Consider the following 22240-nt stretch of genomic DNA (forward strand, 5'->3'; position numbering starts at 1 on the left):
CGTTTTGCCAAATTTCCTAATCTACCAAAACAATCAAATCTATGAAAAAACCTTTAAAGTACCGTAGGGTACTACTGTGGACCATGCGAATGACAGCTACTCAACTCATGCTTGCCTTGGTGTTTATCGTCGCGGGTTATGCACGTGAAGGTAGCGCGCAATCCCTTCTCAGTCAGAAAGTTTCGGTGACAGCGAACGGCAGTGAAGTTAAAAAGGTACTCAGCCAGGTGGAAAAACAGGTCGATGTACGCTTCGTGTTCAGTTCCAAACTGATCAAATCGGCCCGGAAAGTGACAGTTTCATTAAAGGACAAGCCTTTGTACGAAGCGCTTGACCACATTCTCACGCCGCTGGGCCTCGACTATGAAGTTTCCGGCAAGATCATCATCCTGCGACGACTGGAACACGCCACACCCGACGCCCCCGCAGGGCAACCTTTGCCCGCCAACGCACCTAAGAGAGCAGTTTCTGGAAAAGTACTCGACGGTGAGTCGAATACCGGGCTCCCTGGCGTCAGCATCGTGTTGAAAGGAACACAGACAGGTACTACCACCAATCCCGATGGTAACTTCCAGCTCGAAATCCCCGAAACGGCCGCACCCAACTCTGTGCTGGTTTTCAGTTTTGTAGGGTATAAATCACAGGAAATTGTGCTCGGCAGCCAGACAGAGCTGACGATCGCCTTGCTTCTGGAAGACAAATCGTTGCAGGAAATCGTCGTGATCGGCTACGGCCAGATCAAGAAGAGCGACCTTACCGGCTCGGTTTCTTCCATCAAATCCTCGGAATTGAATGCCTATCCGGCTACGAACCTCGTGCAGTCGCTCGCGGGACGCGCGGCAGGTGTGTACGTGTCGCAAAACACGGGTGCGCCGGGCAGTACCATCAGCGTGCGCGTGCGGGGCACGAACTCCATTCAGGGAAGCAACGAGCCATTGTATGTGGTAGATGGCTTCCCTTACTCGGGTAACCCTACTTTACTGAACAATGCGGATATCGAATCCATTGAAGTGTTAAAGGACGCTTCCGCTACCGCTATTTACGGTTCACGCGGCGCGAATGGCGTGGTACTTATCACGACCAAAAAGGGAAAGGCCGGCCGCGTGAGTGTCGACTACGATGGATATTATGGCGTGCAGACGATCCGCAAGAAGCTGGATTTGATGAATGCGACCGAATATGCCAATTTTTACAATGAGCAAGCTGCAAATGATGGCCTTGCGCCGCATTTCACAGCGGACCAGATAGCGGGTTTCGGCAAAGGTACCGACTGGCAGGATCTGGTGTTTCAGAAAGCGCCCGTTCAAAACCATGCATTGACCGTCAACGGAGGAAATGAAAAGACCCGTTTCTCGGTAGCAGCGAGTAATTTCAACCAGGATGGTATTGTGATCGGGAGCAATTACGTGCGCAATGCGCTGCGCATGAACCTGAGCTCCGACATCGGCAAGAAATTCAAATTCGACCTAAGCTCCCTGCTGAGCCGCATCAATTCCGACCGCAAAAATTCGGAACGAGGAAACCGCGGAGGAACGCTCATGTCGGCTATGCTTTCCGGCTATCCTACCATTCCTTCCACGCTTCCCGATGGCAGTTATTCGAAATTGGCCGAGGCCTATGCGTGGGGTTCGAATGTAATTACCAATCCCTTGAACTTCCTGTACCAGCAATCGGACGTCATTAAATCGAACAAAATACTGACGAATGGAGCGATTACCTACGAACCTTTCAAAGGATTGCAGATCAAAACCATGGCCGGTATAGAAAGCACCGACGACCGGACAGATGCGTACACTACCACCAAGTTCGTGAACTCGAAAGGCAGTGCGACCATCGAAACGCAGCGGGTTACGAGCATTCTGAGTGAAAATACGATCAGCTATATCAAAGATTTTGGCAAGAACAGCTTATCGGCGGTGGCTGGATTTACCTATCAGGATTATACTTCCAATTACCTGAAAGCGAGCGGCAGCGGTTTCATCAGCGACAATCAGGAAACGCACGATATCGGCGCTGCGGCTACGCAAGGTGTGCCGGTATCGTCCTATTCCAAATGGGCATTGCTTTCCTACCTGGCGCGTGTTAATTACACCTTCAATAACAAGATCCTCGCCACAGCCAGCTTCCGTGCGGACGGCTCGTCGCGGTATAGCGAAGGGCAGAAATGGGGCTTTTTTCCATCCGGTGCATTAGCGTGGCGTTTGTCTGAGGAAGAATTTATCAAAAATATCCCATTCATTTCCGACCTGAAACTGAGAGCCGGGTATGGGGAAACGGGTAACACGTCCATTCAGCCCTACTACACATTGAACCAGCTGAACTCGGGACAAGTTGTGTTTGGCGATGCATTCATGACTTCCTATGCACCTGGTACACGCCTCGCAGGCTCGCTGAAATGGGAAACCACGGCTCAAACCGACTTCGGTATCGACCTCGGGCTTTGGAATAACCGCGTCAATGTCACGGCTGATTATTACATCAAAAATACCCGGGATCTCCTGAATAATGTGGCTCTGCCGTCCTCACTGGGCTACACATTTACCATTCAGAATATCGGAAAAATTCAAAACAAGGGTTTCGAATTCGGTATCAATGCCGCCGTGTTGGAAGGGGCATTCAAATGGAATGTGTCGACCAATTTGTCGATCAATAAGAACAAAGTCGTGAAGCTGTATGGTGGCAACGACATTCTGGGGCAGACAATCGGTGCTGCGGTGAACGACAACGTCAATATCCTCCGCGAAGGCTACCCGCTGGGTTCATTCTATGGTTATGTGGAGAAAGGCTATGACGACAAAGGTTTCATCGCCTACGAAGATTACAACAACAGCGGCAGCCGCGACGCGGGCGACAAACAGATTATCGGGAATCCCAATCCTAAGTTTACCTATGGCCTGAACTCGAATATGTCGTTCAAAAACTTCGAACTGACATTCTTTATCCAGGGCTCGCAAGGCAATGACATTTTCAACCTCAGCGCGCAAGGGCAGGGCTACGACTACGGCCAGGCGCTGAATATGCCGCGGGAAGTGTATCTCGACCATTGGACTCCGCAAAATACCAATGCGAAATACCCGGTTATCAAAACCTCTTCACAGGCGCAAATGTCAAACCGATTTGTAGAGGATGGTTCTTACCTACGGTTTAAGAACATCCAGCTGAGCTACAATCTGCCGGTTGCCAAGCTGCATATCAAATGGATGAAATACGGCCAGGTGTATGTGAGCGGGCAGAACCTGATCACTTTTACCAAATACTCGTGGTATGACCCCGAAGTGAACTCTTATGGAGGCAGCAATTCTATCGTGCAGGGCGTGGATCACTACGTTTATCCCGTAGCCAAAACCACCACAGTGGGGCTCAGAATTGGGTTTTAAGGTCAGTTTAATCACCGGTTAAAGAGAAATCATCATTATGAAAAAGATATTCACGAGTTTGTTTTTCGCGGCGGTTTGCATGGGTTGTTCCGATATTCTGGAAGAGAAACCCAAGTCGCTGGCCTCCGAAAATTTTTATAATACCGCAGCGGAAGCCAAAGCGGCTGTCAATGCGATCTACGGCCCGATGCGTACGGACCCGGCGCTTTCTACCAACTACCCTGCGCAGCTGGAAGGGCTTGCGGACTACGGTAATTCAAGAGGTACGCAAACGCCAGTGAGCTTGTATCAGGGCCTTGATAATACGAACATTAACCGCGTAGCGACGATTTGGGACAACTTTTACCAATCCATCCGGAATGCGAACCTGGTTATCGCGAATGTGCCGAAGGGAACGAGCATGACTGATGCCGAGAAGGCTTCATTTGTAGCGGAGGCGAAATACATGCGGGCGCTGATCTACTTCGCGCTCGTGCGCAACTGGGCGGGCGTGCCCCTGCGTACGGAGGAGAACATGACGGTAGCCGACATCCCGCGGTCGAGCATCGAGGACGTTTACAAGCTCATTGTTGCCGATGCATTGGCGGCCGAAGCCGGGCTTCCCGACAACCCTTCGGAAATAGGACGTCCTACCAAATGGGCTGCGAAAACCATGCTGTCGGAGGTGTATCTGTACCTCGAAAAATGGGAAGATTCGCGTGCGAAGGCCAAAGAGGTGATCGATTCCAAGAAGTATTCATTGGTAGCCGTGAGCGTTTCGGAGGATTTTCAGAAGATCTACGGCCCGGAGGTAGTGAATACGAGCGAGGAGATTTTCTATTTTAAATATTCGCGTCAGCAAGGCTTTGGCCTCGTAAGTTACGCGCATCGCAAAATCGGGCAATACAACTATTACGGTCCGGGAGGTGTGTACGCGCAGTACACCGATTCGGTTTCCAATTCGGTGATTAAAAACTGGGATTTCAAGGATTTGCGCAAAAACCACATGTTTTATAATGTGGACATAGGCCTCGGCACCACGTCCCTCTTGTACCGTAAATACCGCGATCCGCTCGCCACCGGCGGCGCAGGTAACGACTACCCCTGGTACCGCTATGCCGACCTGCTTCTTTTCCACGCAGAAGCGGATGCCCGTGCGAACGGCAAGCCTACTGCCGACGGCCTCGAAAGTCTCAACAAAGTGCATCGCCGCGCCTACGGAAAACCTGCCGAAGCAGCTTCGGCGGTCGATTTCAAGCTCGCCGATTTTGCCACATTGCAAACCTACATCGACAAGGTGGTGCAGGAGCGGGGCTACGAAACCATGTACGAAGGCAAGCGCTGGAACGACCTGAAACGGTTAGGAATAGCCAAGCAGCGCATTTTAGAAGTAAAAAACATTGTCGTCGCCGAAAAGCACATGCTGTGGCCGATCCCGAATTCCGAGATTTTGTACAACAAGGCCATTACAGCCAAGGACCAGAATCCGGGTTATTAAGCATTTTTAATCATTTCAAAAACAATGAGAAAAAAGATAGCAATAGCACAGTTCGCTTGTCTGTTTGCATTCCTATTGTCGGGATTTCGATTCCATATGGAACCGGCAGCAGCAGCTTCGTTACAGGCGGATGTCTGCGTTTACGGGGCGACAGCGGCCGGGGTAATCGCGGCCTACACGGCTAAGAAAATGGGTAAGACCGTCGTGCTCATTGAGCCCGGCGGGCACCTGGGCGGGATGACCTCCGGCGGTCTTGGATATACCGATATTGGCAACAAATATGCCATTACCGGTCTTTCCCGGGATTTTTACCGCCGTATTGGAAAGCATTACGGCAAATTTGAGCAATGGACATTCGAGCCGAGTGTGGCGAAGAAGTATTTGCAGCAATATCTGGATGAGGCGGGGATCAAGGTTATTTACCAAAACCGGGTCATCAGCGCCAGCAAATCAGGTGCGGAGATCAAGTCCATTGTGTTGGAAAACAGCCTTAAACCGGACGCGAAAACCAACCAGACCATTGCTGCGAAGGTATATCTCGACTGTACGTACGAAGGCGACCTGATGGCCAAAGCCGGCGTGAAATATGCTGTCGGCCGCGAAGCGAACAGCGATTATAACGAGACGATCGACGGTGTGCAGCTGATGAAAGGGCATCAGCTGCCGGACGGAATCGATCCTTATAAAATCGAAGGAAAGCCCGAAAGCGGTTTGCTGTGGGGTGTATCCCCTGCCAAACTGGAACCAAACGGCACGGGTGATAAAAAGGTGCAAGCCTACAACTACCGCATTTGCCTCACTTCCGACCCGACCAACATGGTGCCCATTACCAAGCCGGAAGGTTATGATCCGACGCATTTCGAGCTACTCGCACGTCTGATCGCGAAACAGCCGGAACGGAAAGCGTTGAACGACTACTTCATTTGGAGTAAAATGCCGAACAGCAAAACGGATATCAATAACCGCAACGGCTTCTCAACCGACATGATCGGGATGAACCACGATTACCCCGATGCTGATTACAAAAAGCGTGCGGAAATCATCAAAGCGCATGAAACTTATACGAAAGGGCTGCTCTATTTCTTCGGGCACGACCCGCGCGTACCTGCGGAACTGCGTGAGGCGATGCTGAAATGGGGGTATCCCAAAGATGAATACGTGGAAACCGGTAACTGGTCGCCGCAGCTGTACGTTCGTGAAGCGCGCCGGATGATTGGCAGCTATGTCATGACCCAGGCGAATTGCGAGGGGAAAGAAGTAGTGAAAGACGGCGTAGGAATGGCGGCCTACACGATGGATTCGCATAATATCCAGCGCATTGTGATCAATGGCATGGCCAAAAACGAAGGGAATGTCGAGATCGGTGGCTTTGGGCCTTACCCGATCGCTTACGGCTCACTGGTGCCGAAGGAGAAGGAATGTACCAACTTGCTGGTGCCGGTGTGCCTTTCTGCAACGCACATCGCCTATGGTTCTATCCGCATGGAACCGGTGTTTATGGTACTCGCGCAGTCGTCGGCCATTGCAGCCGTGATGGCGATCGATTCGAAGAAGAGCGTGCAGCAGATCGACATTGCCAAATTGCAGGCAAAGTTGAAAGCGGACCCGCTCGTGAATGGCAAAACGCCTGAAATACTGGTAGATAATGAGGATAGCAAGAATGTGTCCGTCAAAGGAAACTGGCAGCAGATTAAGAAAGGAGGTTACGGTCCGTCGTTCCTTTCCACTTCCGAAAGCGATAAAAATGGAGGCTCGGTGACTTTTACGCCTGAAATAGCGGCTCCGGGCAATTACCAGATCTACGCCTATTTTCCCAAAGTGGCCAAACCGGCGTCGGAAATCAAACTGTCGGTCAAAGCAGGAGGCGAAACCAAAAACATTTCCGTGCTCGAAAAAGACATCGTCGTAGAAGGTCAGACCTCCGGCGAATGGTACCACGTAGGCAAATTCAATCTGCCCAAAGGCAATGCGTCCTCCGTCAACATTTCGTCAGAAGGCGCCTCGGGCGCGGTGGCGGCCGACGCGGTGCTTTTTGTGCCGGTCGCGGAGCGGTGAGCGATTGCTGACGGCCGACCGCCGACCGCCGATTTTTTGCACAATATCTGTATAGCTGGCATTCGACTCAGCAATCAAGCATTCGGCCGTCGGCGGTCAGCGGTCGGCGGTCAATATTTCAAAACCACAACTCAGAACATTAATGAAAAAAATACTTTTAATAGCCGCATTCCTCATAACACAAATTGCGTCGCCGTCTGCATTCGCGCAGTCGTACGAAGCCGACGTGATCGTTTACGGTGGTACCTGCGCGGCGGTCACGGCGGCGGTGCAGGTGATCAAATCGGGTAAAACGGTACTCGTTGTTTCGCCTGACACGCATTTGGGCGGGCTTTCCTCGGGAGGGCTCGGCTTCACTGACACCGGTAACAAATCGGTGATCGGCGGCCTTGCGCGGGAGTTTTACCATCGCGTTTATCAGCATTACGATACGCCCGGAGGCTGGCATTGGCAGAAAAAGGAAGAGTACGGCAACAAAGGCCAGGGCACGGTAGCCATGGACGGTGCGGAGCGCACGATGTGGATCTTCGAACCGCACGTGGCGGAGCAGGTTTTTGAGGATTTTGTGAAGGAAAACAATATCAAAATCTACCGCAACGAATGGCTCGACCGGGGCAAAGGCGGTGTGCAGAAAAGCAAAGGCCGGATTGCCTCTTTCAAAACGCTAAGCGGCAAGACATTCAAAGGCAAAATGTTCATCGACGCCACTTACGAAGGCGATCTCATGGCTGCTGCGGGTGTAAAGTACCACGTGGGACGTGAGGCGAATAGTGTTTACAATGAGGAGTGGAATGGTATCCAGGCCGGCGTGTTCCAGCACAGGCATTATTTCGCGAAGAATATCAGCCCTTATAAGGTAGAAGGCGATCCCAAAAGCGGCCTGCTGCCTTACGTTACGGCAGAGAAAATCCGTAAGAATGGCGAAGGAGATCACAAAATCCAGGCCTATTGCTTCCGTATGTGCCTTTCCTCGCATCCTGACAACCGTATTCCATTTGCCAAACCCGAAGGTTACGACCCCGGCAAATATGAGCTCCTCGCACGTGTGTACAAGGCAGGCTGGACCGAAACATTCGACAAATACGACCCAATTCCCAACCGCAAGACGGATACCAATAACCACGGGCCGTTCAGCACGGATTTCATCGGCCAGAACTACGATTATCCCGACGCTTCGTATGAGCGCCGCAAGCAGATTATCAAAGAACACGAGGTGTACCAGAAAGGCCTGATGTATTTCCTGGCGAACGACCCGGCCGTGCCGGCCGACGTGCGCGCCAAAGTGAGTGAATGGGGCTTGCCGAAGGACGAGTTCAAAGACAATGGCGGCTGGCCGCACCAGATTTACGTCCGCGAAGCGCGGCGTATGCTGGGGAAAAGTGTGATGACCGAGAATGAGACGCTGGGCAAAAAAGCCGTGGAGCAATCTGTGGGCATGGGCTCATACTCGCTCGACGCGCATAATGCGCAGCGCTATGTGAAGGAGGATGGTTTTGTGCAAAACGAGGGTGATATCGGCGTGCATCCCAAAACGCCTTACAGCATTTCCTATGGCTCCATTGTTCCCAAGAAAGCGGAATGTGAAAACCTGCTGGTGCCGGTGTGTGTGTCGGCGTCGCATATTGCTTATGGGTCGATTCGTATGGAGCCGGTGTTCATGATCCTCGGCCAGAGCGCGGCTACGGCTGCGGTGCAGGCGATCGACGGTAAAGTGGCCGTGCAGGACATTGATTATACCAAATTGAAAGAGCAGCTTTTGAAGGACAAGCAGAAACTTGAACTGTAAGCACTTGCCTGATATGAAACTTACAGCGGGTGTTGATTTTCCAAAACAAAACTTTCTCTTTAAATTTTATTAATTTACCAACGAATAGCCGGGCTTATGTCCGGCTATTTGCATAATATTGCAAGTTATTCCGATGAAACCCATACAAACTCAAATGTCATCCGTCCCAGCAACGCGCTCAGACGCTTCCTACCTTTTCAGTGCTCCCGTAATTGTCGCTGCCCTTGGTTACTTTGTAGATATCTATGATTTGCTCCTTTTCGGCATCGTGCGCCTGCCCAGTCTGGCTGCATTAGGGCTTTCCGAAGCGGATATTTCCGTTACCGGCGCCAGCATTCTGAACTGGCAAATGACCGGGCTGCTTATCGGCGGGATATTGTGGGGTGTGCTGGGAGATAAGAAAGGGCGCCTTTCCGTATTGTTCGGGTCGATTATTACTTATTCCCTTGCCAATATTGCCTGCGGCTTTGTGCAGGACGTGACGGTGTATAAACTGCTCCGTTTCATTGCTGGCATCGGTCTGGCGGGCGAGCTGGGCGCGGGCATCACGCTCGTTTCCGAAATCCTCCCCAAGCACCTCCGCGCTATCGGGACTTCGCTGGTGGCCGGCATTGGTTTGCTGGGCGCCGTGGTAGCCTATTTCACGGTAGAGTTCTTCGACTGGCGCTATGCCTATTTCATCGGCGGCGGGTTGGGTATTTCGCTGCTTCTGCTTCGGATCGGTGTTTTCGAGTCGGGTATTTTTAAGGATCTGAAAGAAAAAGAGCATATCGAGAAAGGTAACTTTTTTGCATTGTTTACCAATAAAGACAGGCTTGGAAGATACCTGCGGTGCATTGGCATCGGGCTGCCGACCTGGTTTGTGATCGGTATCCTGGCTACATTCAGTAATGAATTCGGCAAGGCACTGGGCATTGCCGAACCTATCAAGCCGGGGCTTTCCATTATGTGGTGCTATGTTGGCTTGTCGGTAGGCGACCTTTGCAGCGGGTTCATCAGCCACTGGCTTGAATCGCGCAAGAAAGCGGTTTTTTACCTCATGCTTTTTACATTGGTATTCAGCCTGGTTTACCTTTTTGCGGGTATCAAATCGGTTTCGCTTTTCTATACGATCGCTACTTTGCTGGGCTTCGGAATTGGTTACTGGGCTATGTTCGTGACCATCGGGGCGGAGCAGTTCGGCACCAACCTGCGCGCTACGGCGGCCACCACCGTCCCCAATATGGTACGCGGCACAGTAGTGGGAATGACTACATTATTTGCTATTTTTAAAGATTCTTTCACCGTTATTCAGGCTGGTGCGCTCGTGGGGCTGATCTGTTTTGCAATAGGTATCTTCTGCATTCTCACCATCCCCGAAACGCACGGTCGCGATCTCGACTTTCTCGAAGAATGACGATTTGGTCGGTGTGGCCAGGTGTGGTCAAGGGTAGTCATGAATAGTCAGGTGTGGTCATGACATAGTCAAGTGTGGTCAGGAATAGTCAGTCAGAAAGAGAGAGAGAAGAATGCTATAATTTCAATAAATGACAACTCGTGACAACAAATGACAATCCCTGACAATGAATGACAACTTCCTGACAATGAATGCCAACAGGTGACAATTCCTGGCAAAAAGTAACAATACAAGTAACGACGTTCAAACAAAATAGAAACGAAAATGGAAAGACGCGTAGCGCTTAAAAGCATGGCTGTGGCCATGGGCGCCATGGCGGGTTTGCCTTCCTGGGCATCCGGTTGGAACAAGAGTGCAGTGGCGAAGAGCGGGTTGCTTTCGGCAGACCAATCCAAAAACCTTACGATGATCGTCGAAACCATTATCCCTAAAACCGATACGCCGGGAGCGGGAGAACTTGGAGTAGGGGATTTTGTACAGAAAATGGTGAAGGACTGTTACGATTCCAAAGCCCAGGCCAGCCTGGCAAGCGGCGTTTCTAACATCGATGAGCAAAGCATTCAGCGCTTCGGGAAATCGTTTGTGGATGCCAGCAAAGAGCAGCGCCTGCAAATCCTGTCGGACATCGAAAAAAGCACCGACGCGGGACAGAAAGGCTTTTTCAGCATGGTCAAAAGCCTCACGATCCAGGGCTACATGACGTCCGAATACGTGATGACCAACATTACCCATTACGAAATGATCCCCGCCCGTTACCATGGGTGTGTACCTGTTGTTAAAGGATGAAAGGGATGAAAGGGAGGATGGAGGAAAGGGACTAAATCAGGTCATTGAGTCATTAGGTCATTGATTGTTCTTCCTCCCTTTCCTCCTTCCTCCCCTTCCTCCTTTCTCCCTATTTCCATTAAACCGAACTATGGCAAATTTCAATATTGATAGTAAAAAAGCGCGCACCTATGATGCCATTGTGATTGGCTCGGGGATCAGCGGCGGATGGTCGGCGAAGGAGCTGACCGAAAAAGGATTGAAAACGCTCGTGCTCGAACGCGGGCGTGATGTGCAGCATATTAAGGATTACCCTACCACGAATATGATGCCGTGGGAATTTGAGCACCGCGAAAGGCTTCCGAAGGAGATCGCAGACGCCAACCCGATTGCGGCACGCTGCTATAACTTCAAGGAATCGTCGATGCACTTTTTCGCGAAGGATAATGAGCATCCCTACATTCAGGAGAAGCCTTTCGACTGGCTGAGAGGGTATCAGGTAGGCGGGAAGTCGCTGCTTTGGGCACGGCAAACGCAGCGCTGGAGCAAATACGATTTCGAAGGTCCGGCACGGGATAAATTTGCTGTGGAATGGCCGATCGGTTATGACGATCTGGCACCGTGGTACAGCCACGTGGAGAAATTCGCAGGGATTACCGGTAACAAGGACGGCATCGATGCATTGCCCGATGGCGAGTTCCTGCCCCCGCACGATCTGAACTGCGTGGAAAAGTATTTCAAAGAGCAGGTTTCCAAACAATATAAAGACCGCCACATTATTATTGGCCGTGCAGCCCATATTACAGAGCCGCAGCAAATCCACCTCGATCAGGGCCGTGCGAAATGCCAGCATCGTGTGATGTGCGAGCGCGGCTGTCCGTTCGGAGGATATTTCAGCAGCAATGCATCTACTATTCCCTGGGCGGCGAAAACGGGCAATATGACACTTCGCCCGCATTCGGTCGTGCATTCGATCATTTACGACGACAAGACGCAAAAAGCTTCGGGTGTGCGCGTGATCGACGCGAACACGAAGCAGATGATCGAGTTTTATGCCAATATCATTTTCCTGAATGCAGCCGCGCTGAACTCCAACCTGGTATTGCTGAACTCGGTATCCAGCCGCTTTCCCAACGGATTGGGCAATGACAACGGCTTGCTGGGCAAATACGTCGCATTCCACAATTACCGCGCAACAGTATCTGGCGACTACGAAGGGTTCCTCGATTCGACAACCGACGGGCGTCGTCCTAACAGCGGTTATATTCCGCGTTTCCGCAACGTTTACAAGCAGGAAACCGACTTCCTGCGCGGATATGCGGCCGGTTTCGGAGCAAACCGCAATACCTACAACGACCGTAACGGCCTGGGCGAATCGCTGAAAGCAGGGTTGCACGAAACCAAATACGGCAACTGGAGTGTAGGCTCGCACATGATGGGCGAAACCATTCCAAAGGAGAGTAATTACGTAGCGCTCGACAAGGTTGAAAAGGACCCGTTTGGAATGCCTAAAATGAGAATCTCGGTCGATTACGACGACAATGACGAGAAGATGATCAAGGATTACATGGAGCAGGTGAGCGAAATGTTTACCAAAGCGGGCTTCACCAATGTGAGAACGCACGATAACCACCGCAATCCGGGCAACGACATTCACGAAATGGGTGGTGTGCGCATGGGTAAGGATCCTAAAACCTCGCTGCTGAACAAGTGGAACCAGCTGCACCATTGCAAAAACGTATTCGTGACCGACGGTGCCTGCATGACTTCTACCGCGACACAAAACCCTTCGCTTACGTATATGGCACTCTCGGCACGCGCGGCCGACTATGCCGTAAAACAGATGAAGGCGAAGAATTTGTAACCCGAAATAACTAGTTTTTGATAAAGGCCGCTATTCGCAAGGATAGCGGTTTTTTTATTATCCGGTCAGTCTGGGTTAAGATATGATTAAAAAAAGTTTTAGTTTTTTTTAATCAAGGGTAAGGGATTTTAAATGCAAGAAAGTCTTTTAATTATTACATACGAACAGATATTCGATGCACGATCCTTTGCTTAACCCGGAAACGAAGCGCCCTGGGCCATTTGTGTCTCCCGCACACGAAGGCAAGGCCCCCGTAAGTGAGATTGATTCTGCTACTTTCCTCAAATCGGCTTTCGAGCAAAATCCGGGGAAGGGTCTGGAATTGCTGTTTAAAAGATATTACAACCCGCTTTGCAGCCATGCGGTGCGGTTTGTGTATTCGAAGCAGATCGCCGAGGACCTGGTGAGCGAGGTATTCTTCCAGTTTTACCGTACGAAGGCTTACGAGAACATCACGACGTCGTACACCAGCTACCTGTTCCGTTCGGTGCGTAACGAATGCTATACGTATATGCGTAGAGAGTTTGGCAAGACCGATTCCCTCGAAATGAACGAGGAGCATTCCATTTCCACGTATCATCAGCAGCCTGACGCTGAAATCCATTACAATAACCTGTTTCTCAAAGTGAACGAGGTGATCGCCCGGCTGCCGATGCAATGCCAGAAGGTGTTTTTGCTGAGTCGTTTCGAGAACAAAAAATACCACGAGATAGCCGATGAACTGCATATCTCGCCTAAAACCGTAGAAGTACACATCTCCAAGGCATTGAAACACCTCCGCTCCGCCCTTCACGGAGAATGGATGATCTCCCTTTGCCTGACCATTTTAAGTATCCTCTGAAATCCGGCCGAGAAGTCGGCTCGGAAGGCCCATCCGGAGGGGCCTCGTCAACGTTGTAAACCGAACAAAAATGGAAAAAACTATATCAAAATATACGCTTTTCGAGTACCTGAGCGGGCGCGCCAATCCGCTCGAGAGGCAACTCGTGGAAGAATGGATCGTGCGGAAAGAGAACGCGGAGACATTCCACCGATGGCTGCTGGAATATGAAACCCAGTCGCCCCAGTTCATTCCGGATCAGGATATCGCGCTTGAAAATCTGCTGCTTCGACTGAACTCGACGCTGGAAGAAGAGGGAGAATGGAGGAAGGAAGAAGGGGAGGACGAAGATGGGGCTCCTTCCTGGTTTGCCAGGCGTAGCAACCGGTTCTGGATGGCGGCGGCTTCGGTAACATTGCTGGTGAGCTGTGGCTGGTGGTTTCGCGAGCCGCTGCAATACAAATCGTACCAGACTGCCTACGGCCAGACTACCGACGTGTACCTCGAAGACGGAAGCCGCGTAGCATTGAATTCGAACTCCAAGCTGAAAGTGCCGAGACTGGGTTTCTGGGGCGATGTGCGTGAAGTGGCGCTGGAAGGCGAAGCCGAGTTTTCGGTAAGCCACACGATTGATCACAAGCGCTTTGTGGTGAAAACATCCGAGAAATTCCAGGTGGAAGTACTCGGGACGACATTCTCCGTATTTGCCCGGCCGAGGGGTACGAAGGTAGCATTGAAATCCGGCAGCGTGCGCATCGACTACTCCCAGAACAACCGGCGCAGGGAGGTTATGATGGAACCTGGCGACCTCGCTTTTCTCGATCAGGAAGGTGCGGTGCAGCTCGAAAGAAAGCAGGATGTCAAAACATTTGCTCCCTGGACTGAACAGCGTTACGTGTTCAACGGGACGCCTGTAAAAGAAATACTCGCGATGATCGAGGAGAATTTTGGACAGAAAGTAAGCCTCTCCGATTCCAATATCGCCCAACGCTCGATAACCGGCAATTTCAAGACCAAAAACGCGGAAGAACTTTTGAAAACGATTTCGGAAGTGCTTGATCTACGGGTCGAGCAGAACGGCGCAAGCATCCTTTTAACGAACAATTAATTATTCCAAACCACTTGATTATGAATCTAACGCTATCAGCCAAGCAATGGGTGGCGATCGGGATTGTGTTGATGACGCAATCCTCCCGGATCGTGCATTCACAGGTCATTGCCTTTGCGTCGATGCCGGCCAAGCAGCATACTTCGCTCGGTCAGGAAATGAAGCTTAAAAATGTTTTGCTCGATCTTCAGAGACATTACGGAGTAGAAATCATTTTCGAAGACCGACTGGTAGGCTCTGTGAACGTAGCTTCCAGTAACCTGGATTTCAACCAGCCCATTGAGAAAAACCTGGATATGCTGCTGCGGCAGAACGGTTTGAAATATAAAAAGACCAGAAAGAACACATTTGTTATAACCGAAGGCAAGGCAAAGGAAGCGATGCCGGTGAGGGAAAGCAAGGACGAGGCGATGGCACTGCCGGAGGGGCAGATGACCCAGGAAAACCTGACCACACCGGCACAGGTAACCCAGGTCGCCGTTGACAGGACTATTAAAGGGACGGTTTCGGACGAAAAAGGAGCCACGCTGCCGGGTGTGAGCGTCGTATTGAAAGGTACCCAGCGCGGAACTTCCACAGGTGCAGCGGGTGATTTCAGCCTGGAAATTCCGGATGGAGGGCAGCCGGTGCTTGTGTTCAGTTTTGTAGGCTACAAATCGCAGGAGGTGACGGTGGGAAACCAATCGACATTTACAGTGAAGATGGCCCCCGACGAGAATGCACTCGACGAAGTTGTGGTGGTGGGTTATGGTACTGTTAAAAAATCCGACCTTACCGGGGCCGTCGGTACCCTTAAAGCGGAAGTTTTGCAGGAGCGCCCGGCTTCGTCATTGAACCAGGGACTTTCGGGCCGCATTACCGGGGTAAACGTGTCGTCTAACTCCGGTCGCCCGGGTGGTCGCGCCAACATACGCATACGAGGGGCCAGCTCGGTCAGCGTTTCCAATGACCCATTGTATGTGATTGACGGGGTAATCCTGAATGCCGTGGGGTTGCAAAACGGTAGTACGCCTATCGACTACCTGAACCCGAACGATATTGCTTCCATCGAGGTGTTGAAAGATGCGTCGTCGACTGCGATTTATGGTGCCCGTGGTGCTAACGGGGTTATTCTCGTGACGACCAAAAGAGGTGTTGCCGGTGGAGGAAGGGTAACTTACGATACAGATTTTAGCATCGGTGTTGCTCCTAAAAAGCTCGATGTACTCAATTCAAAGGAGTTCCTGGCAGTGGAGGAAACTATTTATGCCAATGCTGCGAAATATGACCCGGTTGGCTGGGCAACAGGTACAAAATACACCGATCCCAAGCTGAAACGTACGAACCCACGTCTGTTCGATTCGAGCGGTAACCCGTTGTACGACACCGACTGGCAGGATGTGATGTTCCAGAAAGCCTTTACCCAAAACCATCAGCTGGGTTTCACCGGGGGTAACGAAAAAGGAACTTACGGCGCATTTCTCAACTACCGAAACGAAAATGGTATCGTGAAGGAGTCGTGGCAGAAGCGTTTCGCAGGACGTTTTGTTTTTGATACACAAATTAAGCCCTGGTTGAAAGTGGGAGGTACACTCGGCTATACCGATCAGAACGAGAAGCAGATCGACCAGCTTGGTGGCGGCGGTATTACCGCCATGCGCCAGGTACTTGAAGCACTTCCTATTATTCCCGTGAAATACGACAATGGAGCTTGGGCCAGTAACCGCGACTACCCAGGTATGGAAGGTGGTGATAACCCGTTGCGTGTTGCTGCTGAACGTCTTTTTTACCTTCGCACACAAACCATGCTGGGAAATATGTATGCCAGCATTAATCTCGCCAAAGGCCTCGAATTTCGAACGACTATCGGTACGAACGTGATCAACCAGCGCCGCGATTATTTTGCAGCGAAAGGATTACAATACATTTCAGCCAACGGCGAAGCCAGCGTGATCAACAGCCGGTTCAATTCCTGGCAGTTTGAGAACTACCTGACCTATAACAAGGATTTTGCAAGGATCCATTCGATCAATGCGATGCTGGGTTTGTCGTGGCAGCACGTAGACCGTTTCGACAATACCGCGGTTACTCAGGGTTTCGACGATACCTATTTCCAGTTCTACAACCTGGGTGCAGGTGCAAGCCCTCAAGCACCTTCATCAGAGGGGACGGCTTATGGGCTTAATTCATACTTTGCACGTCTGAATTACAGTTTGTTGAACAAGTATTTGGTGACATTCACCGGCCGTCTCGATGGTTCTTCGAAATTCGGGGAGGCCAACCGGTATGCGTTCTTTCCATCGGCTGCGGTAGCATGGCGTGTGACGGAAGAGGAGTTCATGAAGAGCATTCCTTCTATCTCAAACCTGAAAATTCGCGCGAGCTATGGTGCAACGGGTAACTCCGAAATTCCAGCTTATCGTGCATTGGCGGGCATGGCGAACAACGTTTCGGGTGTGATCGATTATAGCGTAATATTCAATGGCAGCCGGAACATCGGTACCGGTATCTCGAGGATGTCGAATGCGAACCTGCAATGGGAAAAAACACAGCAAATCGACTTCGGCATTGAACTGGGCCTGCTTTCCAACAGGTTAAGCTTCGAGCTCGATCTGTACCGCAGAAAGGTGAACGATATGCTCCTGGACGCGCCGCTTCCGCTCAGCAGTGGTTATAGCAGCATTTTTACCAACGTCGGAAGCATGGAGAATAAGGGGGTTGAGTTTGCAGTAAACTCCACCAATATTCGTACCGACAATTTCTCGTGGAGCACGACATTCAACATTTCCGTCAATAAGAACAAGGTATTGGCACTTTCGGGAGGTAGCGATATCTTCTCGGGTGCAACAGTGATCCGCGTAGGCGAACCGGTGGGATCGTTTTTTGGAAGACAACATCTGGGAACCTGGTCGACTGCCGAAGCGGAGGAAGCCAAAAAGTATAATATGTTGCCGGGCGACGTAAAGTATGCTGACCTGAACAAGGATGGAATTATCAATGATAACGACCGCACCATTATCGGCAAAGGTATTCCTGACGGTTTCGGAACGTTCCTGAACACATTTAATTACAAAAACTGGTCGTTAACGGTAGATTTGCAATACATGTACGGTAACGACGTCCTCGACAGAAGTATCCACTCCGCAGAAGACAGGCAAGGTATTGCGAACAGCTACAAAACGGTGTTGAATGCCTGGACAGAGTCGAACCAGAATACGGCTATCGCGCAAATACGCCCTATTAATGCTTATTATACAACCAACAACGACAGCCACAAAGTAACGGACGCTTCATTTATCCGGGGTCGTAACCTGTTGCTCGCCTACAACTTCCCTGCCGATGTTGTTTCCAAGCTCAAGCTGGACAGGCTGAGAGCTTATGCCTCCGTGCAAAACTTCTTCGTGGCTACCAAATACCGTGGCTACGATCCTGAAGTTTCTAATTCCGGCTCGCCGTTTGACCAGGGCTTCGGTTTGTACGACTACCCTAAGCCAAGAGTATTTATGCTGGGCTTGAACATCGGTTTGTAACAATATTGACTCTTATCCGAAAGTAATAATGACTACCATATCAAAAAAAATAGGCTTGCTCGCTATGTTGAGCATTTTCGGAGCGACAGGTTGTTCGGACTTCCTGGATGAATCCGATCCAAGTAATTTTACTGTCGAAAACTATTTTACCAAGCCTGAGCACGCTCGCAGCTCGGTGAATGCGATCTATGCCAATCTACGTGTGCCCATGGGCAGTGGTTTCGGTGGCGGGACATGGATGATGACTGAGTTTGCGACCGGTCTGGCGGCCACCGATCTCGGCCAGGCTGTGAATAGCTACTTCGTGAAAGACCTCCGGAATACTTCCGATAATGGCTACGGACAATCGTACTGGCAGTTCTATTACAAAGGAATCGCGAATGCGAACTTGTCTATTGCCAAGATTCCGGGCATTTCGATGGACGCGGCCGAAGCCAAGAGGCTGATGGGCGAAGCCTACTTCCTGCGGGCATTCTATTACTTCAATCTGGTGCAGATGTTCGGTAATATTCCGCTTATCCTCGATCCCGTCGATTTGCAATCGGAACAACTGAAACCGTCCGCGGCTACACCTGAGGAAGTTTACAACCGTGTTGTCGAGGATCTGAAAGCGGCGGAAGCTGCTGGCTTGCCAATGACCGATGTTTCGGGTAAGGTCAGTACCGGAGCTGTGAAATCACTGCTGGCAAAGGTTTACCTCACGATGGCCGGTTATCCGCTGCAAAAAGGTGCTGCATATTATGATTTGGCGGCCAAAAAAGCCGAGGAAGTGATCGACTCCAAACAATTCAAACTCTTTGCCTCTTATGACGACCTGCATAATCCTGCGAAGAAGAATGTGGAGGAGAATATTTTCATGATTCAATTCAAAACGCAGATATTGCCTTCCAACTGGCAGGTTTCGATTATCCCTTACAACAAGAATATCTCTGCCTATTCCGATGAGACAGGCGGAATTTATTCGACGGGTGATTTTGTGAAGTCTTATGAGGCCGGTGACCTTCGAGCGAAAGAGAAACAATTCTTCTTCACCAAGTTTACCAATGAAAGCGACCGCACCAAGGAGGTCGATCTGGGAGGCTATTTTATTTACAAACACTTTGATAACGTAGCGCAAACCAGCAGCGCCAATAGCGATCTGAACTGGTCGGTAATCCGTTACGCAGATGTGCTGCTAATGTACGCCGAAGCTTCCAATGAGGTAGGAGGGCCATCGGCGAAAGCCTACGAAGCAGTGAATGCGATTCGTACACGGGCGCAGCTGCCTGCGCTCACGGGGCTTACCAAGGATACTTTCCGCGAGGCTGTATGGGCAGAACGCTGGCATGAATTGTGCTTCGAGAACATTACCTGGTTCGATATGGCACGTTTGCGGAAGGCATATAACGTGACCACTAAAAAATTCGAGAATTACGTCGGCCACAAATTCTCCTATGGCCCAACTTTGACCGAGCGCGAATTGCTTTTCCCGATCCCGACGGCCGAAGTGCGTAACAACACGAATCTGGACCAGAACAAAGGATATTAGCAGAACAGGTTAACCATTAAACTCAGTTTAATAGTAGATAGTAGTTAGAAAGCCGCTGGAAAATCCAGCGGCTTTTTTTGCGTCATACGGATTCAGATTACCGGATCGATTTCAAATGCTTCCCCGCAATATCTTCCCAGCGATAAAGGTGAAATGTCTTGTCATCGCTCATCGCTACGAACAGGCCATTTTTGAATTGTGCATTGAGAGGGACCGAAACGAGATCGGAGCCGTCGCTGTGGCTTGCTTTGACGGCGACTTTTCTTAAAAGCGGGTGGGAATGAGGTTTGCCGGATGTGCCTTCTCTCGGGAAGATCTGGAAACTGTTGGCCCCCTGGTCGGATACGAGAATATAACCGGTGGTATCGGTGAGCTGGTAAATGGAAATTCCCTCATGGTCTTCGGTGAAGCCATTGGTCGCAAACAAGGCCAGTTCTTGATCCCCTTTTTCGGGATCGGCGTAGTATTTGCGGACGCCCTTGCCTTCATCGGAGTAGTAAACGTAGCCCAACTGATCGTCGACGGCGATGGCTTCGATCTCCTTCAAGCCGCTGTATTGGCCGAACTTGCGGACGAGCGAGGCCTTTACCTGGCCTTTGCCATTGTCTTCCAGCAGATACTGCCACAGATAAGTCCCGTCGGTAGGCCCCGATTTGCGGCCCACGATCGCATATATCCGGCCGGTTTTGTTCTTGTAGAGTGCTATACCCATCAAATCGCGCACATTCTCGCCGGTTTCTCCCACAAAAACCTCAATACCGCCGTTATCGACCGGCTTCATGTCGGGTACGCTGTAAATGCGGAGCTTGTGTGTGAAACGCTCGGTGGTGACAGCGATATCCACCGGCTTACCGGCGAGCATGAGGCCGTATTCGATGTCTACATTATCCGGACGTTTCAGGCCGGTCACGGTTTTATCGCGCTGCAATTTGCCTTGCAGGTCGAATACATACAGGCCTCCGTCCTGGTCTTTGTCGGTGCCGATGATGAGGCTTTTCGAAGGATCGGCAGGGTTGATCCATATCGCAGGATCGTCGGTATCGTGGGCGACGGTGTCGGTGATGAAAACCGGCTGGATTACCGCGCTGACGGTATCGGCCTTGGCGGAATGAATGGGGGTGTTGTTGCCGGACTGGCAGGCCACAAGCGATGCAGCCAGCCCAATGGCCGGGAGAATGAATGCTTTCACTGGTGTTAGAATAAAAAAAGCTCCCGGCGGCTTAGTGCGGGCCGGGAGCGGAATGAAGGAGAAATTACTTGGTACCAAACGCCCCGATGTAGTCGGCAGGTGCGGGCGATTTGTAGGTTACGCCATTGATCACGAGGCCAGCGGCGTACAGGCGGGTAAAGTTGGTTTTACCTTTGCCCAATGCTGGTGAGCCGGCCTGTAAGTGGAAATCCCAGGCAGTATTGAACGCAGCATTTTTGTTGTCGGTCGTCAATGGATAGTTCACGAATTTTGGATCGTTATCACCCACTTTGGCGGACACGAGGTCATTAGCACCCTTCAAAATCTCGACAGATGGCTGGAATTGCTTCACACCTTCTTCGGTAGCACCATAATACAATGTGTTGTTGATCACCGAACGGTCGTCCACCGATTTATCCACATTCTCTTTCTTGATACCGAAGCGGTCGTTGGCCAGCAGGTTATTGTAAAGGTCCGCGCGAACCCCCTTTTCGAGCCATATCGAACCTCCTTTGGTAGTAGGTCTTCTCCAACCTGCATTGATGATGGTATTGTTGTAACCCACAATGTATGCCTGCGGAGAGCGGTCGCCGCTGTTAGAAAGCTTCAACGCATTGGTATTGGGGCTGTACACTACATTGAATGCCACATCGGCCTGTACGCCGGATTTGATGTTGATCGCATCGCCGCCCGATACGCCGGTCGTGTTGAAGGTATTGTTGGCGATGATCACCTTACCGCCTTCGATGTAGAAGCCGTCTTCATTGAAGTTGCGGATGATGCTGTTGACCACTACCAGCTTGCCATTGATATTGGGATAGTAAATGACAGGCACGTGCTCGCCGGGGGCGGCTTTGTACAATTTGGCTTTAACAGAGGGTGATTCTTCGGTCGTAACTGCACCGCCGTATTCGAGAATCGTGTTGCTCAATACGAATTCTGCCGATGTAGGAGCGGCGATCAGTCCGCCCCAGAGGTTGCCGAACAGATTCCCCGAGGTCTTCCAGGCATCAGGCACGGTGAATTTTACGGGGGCAGCGGCAGTTCCCAGGCTGTACAGGTTTCCTTTCACCACCACTTCCGGCTTCACCACCGAGTCGCTGAAAAGTACCGTCACACCCTCCTCGATCGTGAGGGATTTACCTTCTGGGATTTGAAGGTGGCCCGTTACTTTGTAGGTATTGCCTTTGGTCCAGGTGCCGGAAACTTCACCCGATACCGATTCCTCGGTTGGTTTTGGGCTAACGGGCGTAGGATCGGACTTATCGTCGCTGCAACCGGTGATCAGGAATGCGGCAAGCGCGGAAAGCATGAATAGCTGTTTCATTTTAGATTGGTTCATGAGATTTAAAATTTTGATGACTGA

At 50.9% G+C, this 22240-nt stretch carries 13 protein-coding genes; 11 read left to right on the forward strand and 2 right to left on the reverse strand.

Features of this window, described 5'->3' with window-relative positions; all coding sequences use genetic code 11:
• Positions 1-41 precede the first annotated feature (41 nt).
• The 11 genes from CLV60_RS23610 (at position 42) to CLV60_RS23660 (ending at position 19685) form a co-directional block, all read left to right on the forward strand.
• Positions 42-3377 carry a TonB-dependent receptor gene (locus tag CLV60_RS23610; protein ID WP_310589396.1) on the forward strand — a complete coding sequence of 1112 codons (3336 nt, stop codon included), beginning with the start codon at positions 42-44 and terminating at the stop codon, positions 3375-3377.
• A 37-nt stretch (positions 3378-3414) separates the two neighbouring features.
• Positions 3415-4854, forward strand: a complete 1440-nt coding sequence (locus tag CLV60_RS23615) for a RagB/SusD family nutrient uptake outer membrane protein (protein ID WP_106597842.1) — start codon at positions 3415-3417, stop codon at positions 4852-4854.
• 24 nt (positions 4855-4878) lie between these two features.
• Positions 4879-6909, forward strand: a complete 2031-nt coding sequence (locus CLV60_RS23620) for an FAD-dependent oxidoreductase (RefSeq protein ID WP_106597843.1) — start codon at positions 4879-4881, stop codon at positions 6907-6909.
• Between the two features lie 142 nt (positions 6910-7051).
• Positions 7052-8695, forward strand: a complete 1644-nt coding sequence (locus CLV60_RS23625; RefSeq protein WP_106597844.1) for an FAD-dependent oxidoreductase — start codon at positions 7052-7054, stop codon at positions 8693-8695.
• 154 nt (positions 8696-8849) lie between these two features.
• A complete protein-coding gene (locus tag CLV60_RS23630; protein WP_106597845.1) occupies positions 8850-10091 on the forward strand; it encodes an MFS transporter in 1242 nt (413 codons plus the stop codon).
• A gap of 264 nt (positions 10092-10355) precedes the next feature.
• A complete protein-coding gene (locus CLV60_RS23635) occupies positions 10356-10877 on the forward strand; it encodes a gluconate 2-dehydrogenase subunit 3 family protein (RefSeq protein WP_229211105.1) in 522 nt (173 codons plus the stop codon).
• 130 nt (positions 10878-11007) lie between these two features.
• Positions 11008-12720, forward strand: coding sequence for a GMC oxidoreductase (locus CLV60_RS23640; RefSeq protein WP_106597846.1), 1713 nt, complete (start codon positions 11008-11010; stop codon positions 12718-12720).
• A 175-nt stretch (positions 12721-12895) separates the two neighbouring features.
• Positions 12896-13561, forward strand: a complete 666-nt coding sequence (locus tag CLV60_RS23645) for an RNA polymerase sigma-70 factor (protein WP_106597847.1) — start codon at positions 12896-12898, stop codon at positions 13559-13561.
• A 70-nt stretch (positions 13562-13631) separates the two neighbouring features.
• Positions 13632-14648 carry a FecR family protein gene (locus CLV60_RS23650; RefSeq protein ID WP_106597848.1) on the forward strand — a complete coding sequence of 339 codons (1017 nt, stop codon included), beginning with the start codon at positions 13632-13634 and terminating at the stop codon, positions 14646-14648.
• Positions 14649-14668: 20 nt separating this feature from the next.
• Positions 14669-18157, forward strand: coding sequence for a SusC/RagA family TonB-linked outer membrane protein (locus CLV60_RS23655; RefSeq protein WP_106597849.1), 3489 nt, complete (start codon positions 14669-14671; stop codon positions 18155-18157).
• A 28-nt stretch (positions 18158-18185) separates the two neighbouring features.
• Positions 18186-19685, forward strand: a complete 1500-nt coding sequence (locus CLV60_RS23660) for a RagB/SusD family nutrient uptake outer membrane protein (RefSeq protein WP_106597850.1) — start codon at positions 18186-18188, stop codon at positions 19683-19685.
• A gap of 97 nt (positions 19686-19782) precedes the next feature.
• On the opposite strand, the gene CLV60_RS23665 is transcribed toward CLV60_RS23660, so the two are convergent.
• Both CLV60_RS23665 and CLV60_RS23670 read right to left on the reverse strand, forming a co-directional pair.
• Positions 19783-20874, reverse strand: a complete 1092-nt coding sequence (locus tag CLV60_RS23665; RefSeq protein WP_106597928.1) for a phytase — start codon at positions 20872-20874, stop codon at positions 19783-19785.
• Between the two features lie 64 nt (positions 20875-20938).
• Positions 20939-22201 (reverse strand): beta-helix domain-containing protein, encoded by a 1263-nt coding sequence (locus CLV60_RS23670; protein WP_229211106.1) that lies wholly within the window; start codon positions 22199-22201, stop codon positions 20939-20941.
• Between the last annotated feature and the right edge of the window lie 39 nt (positions 22202-22240).

This window comes from Dyadobacter jiangsuensis, assembly GCF_003014695.1.
GTDB lineage: Bacteria > Bacteroidota > Bacteroidia > Cytophagales > Spirosomataceae > Dyadobacter > Dyadobacter jiangsuensis.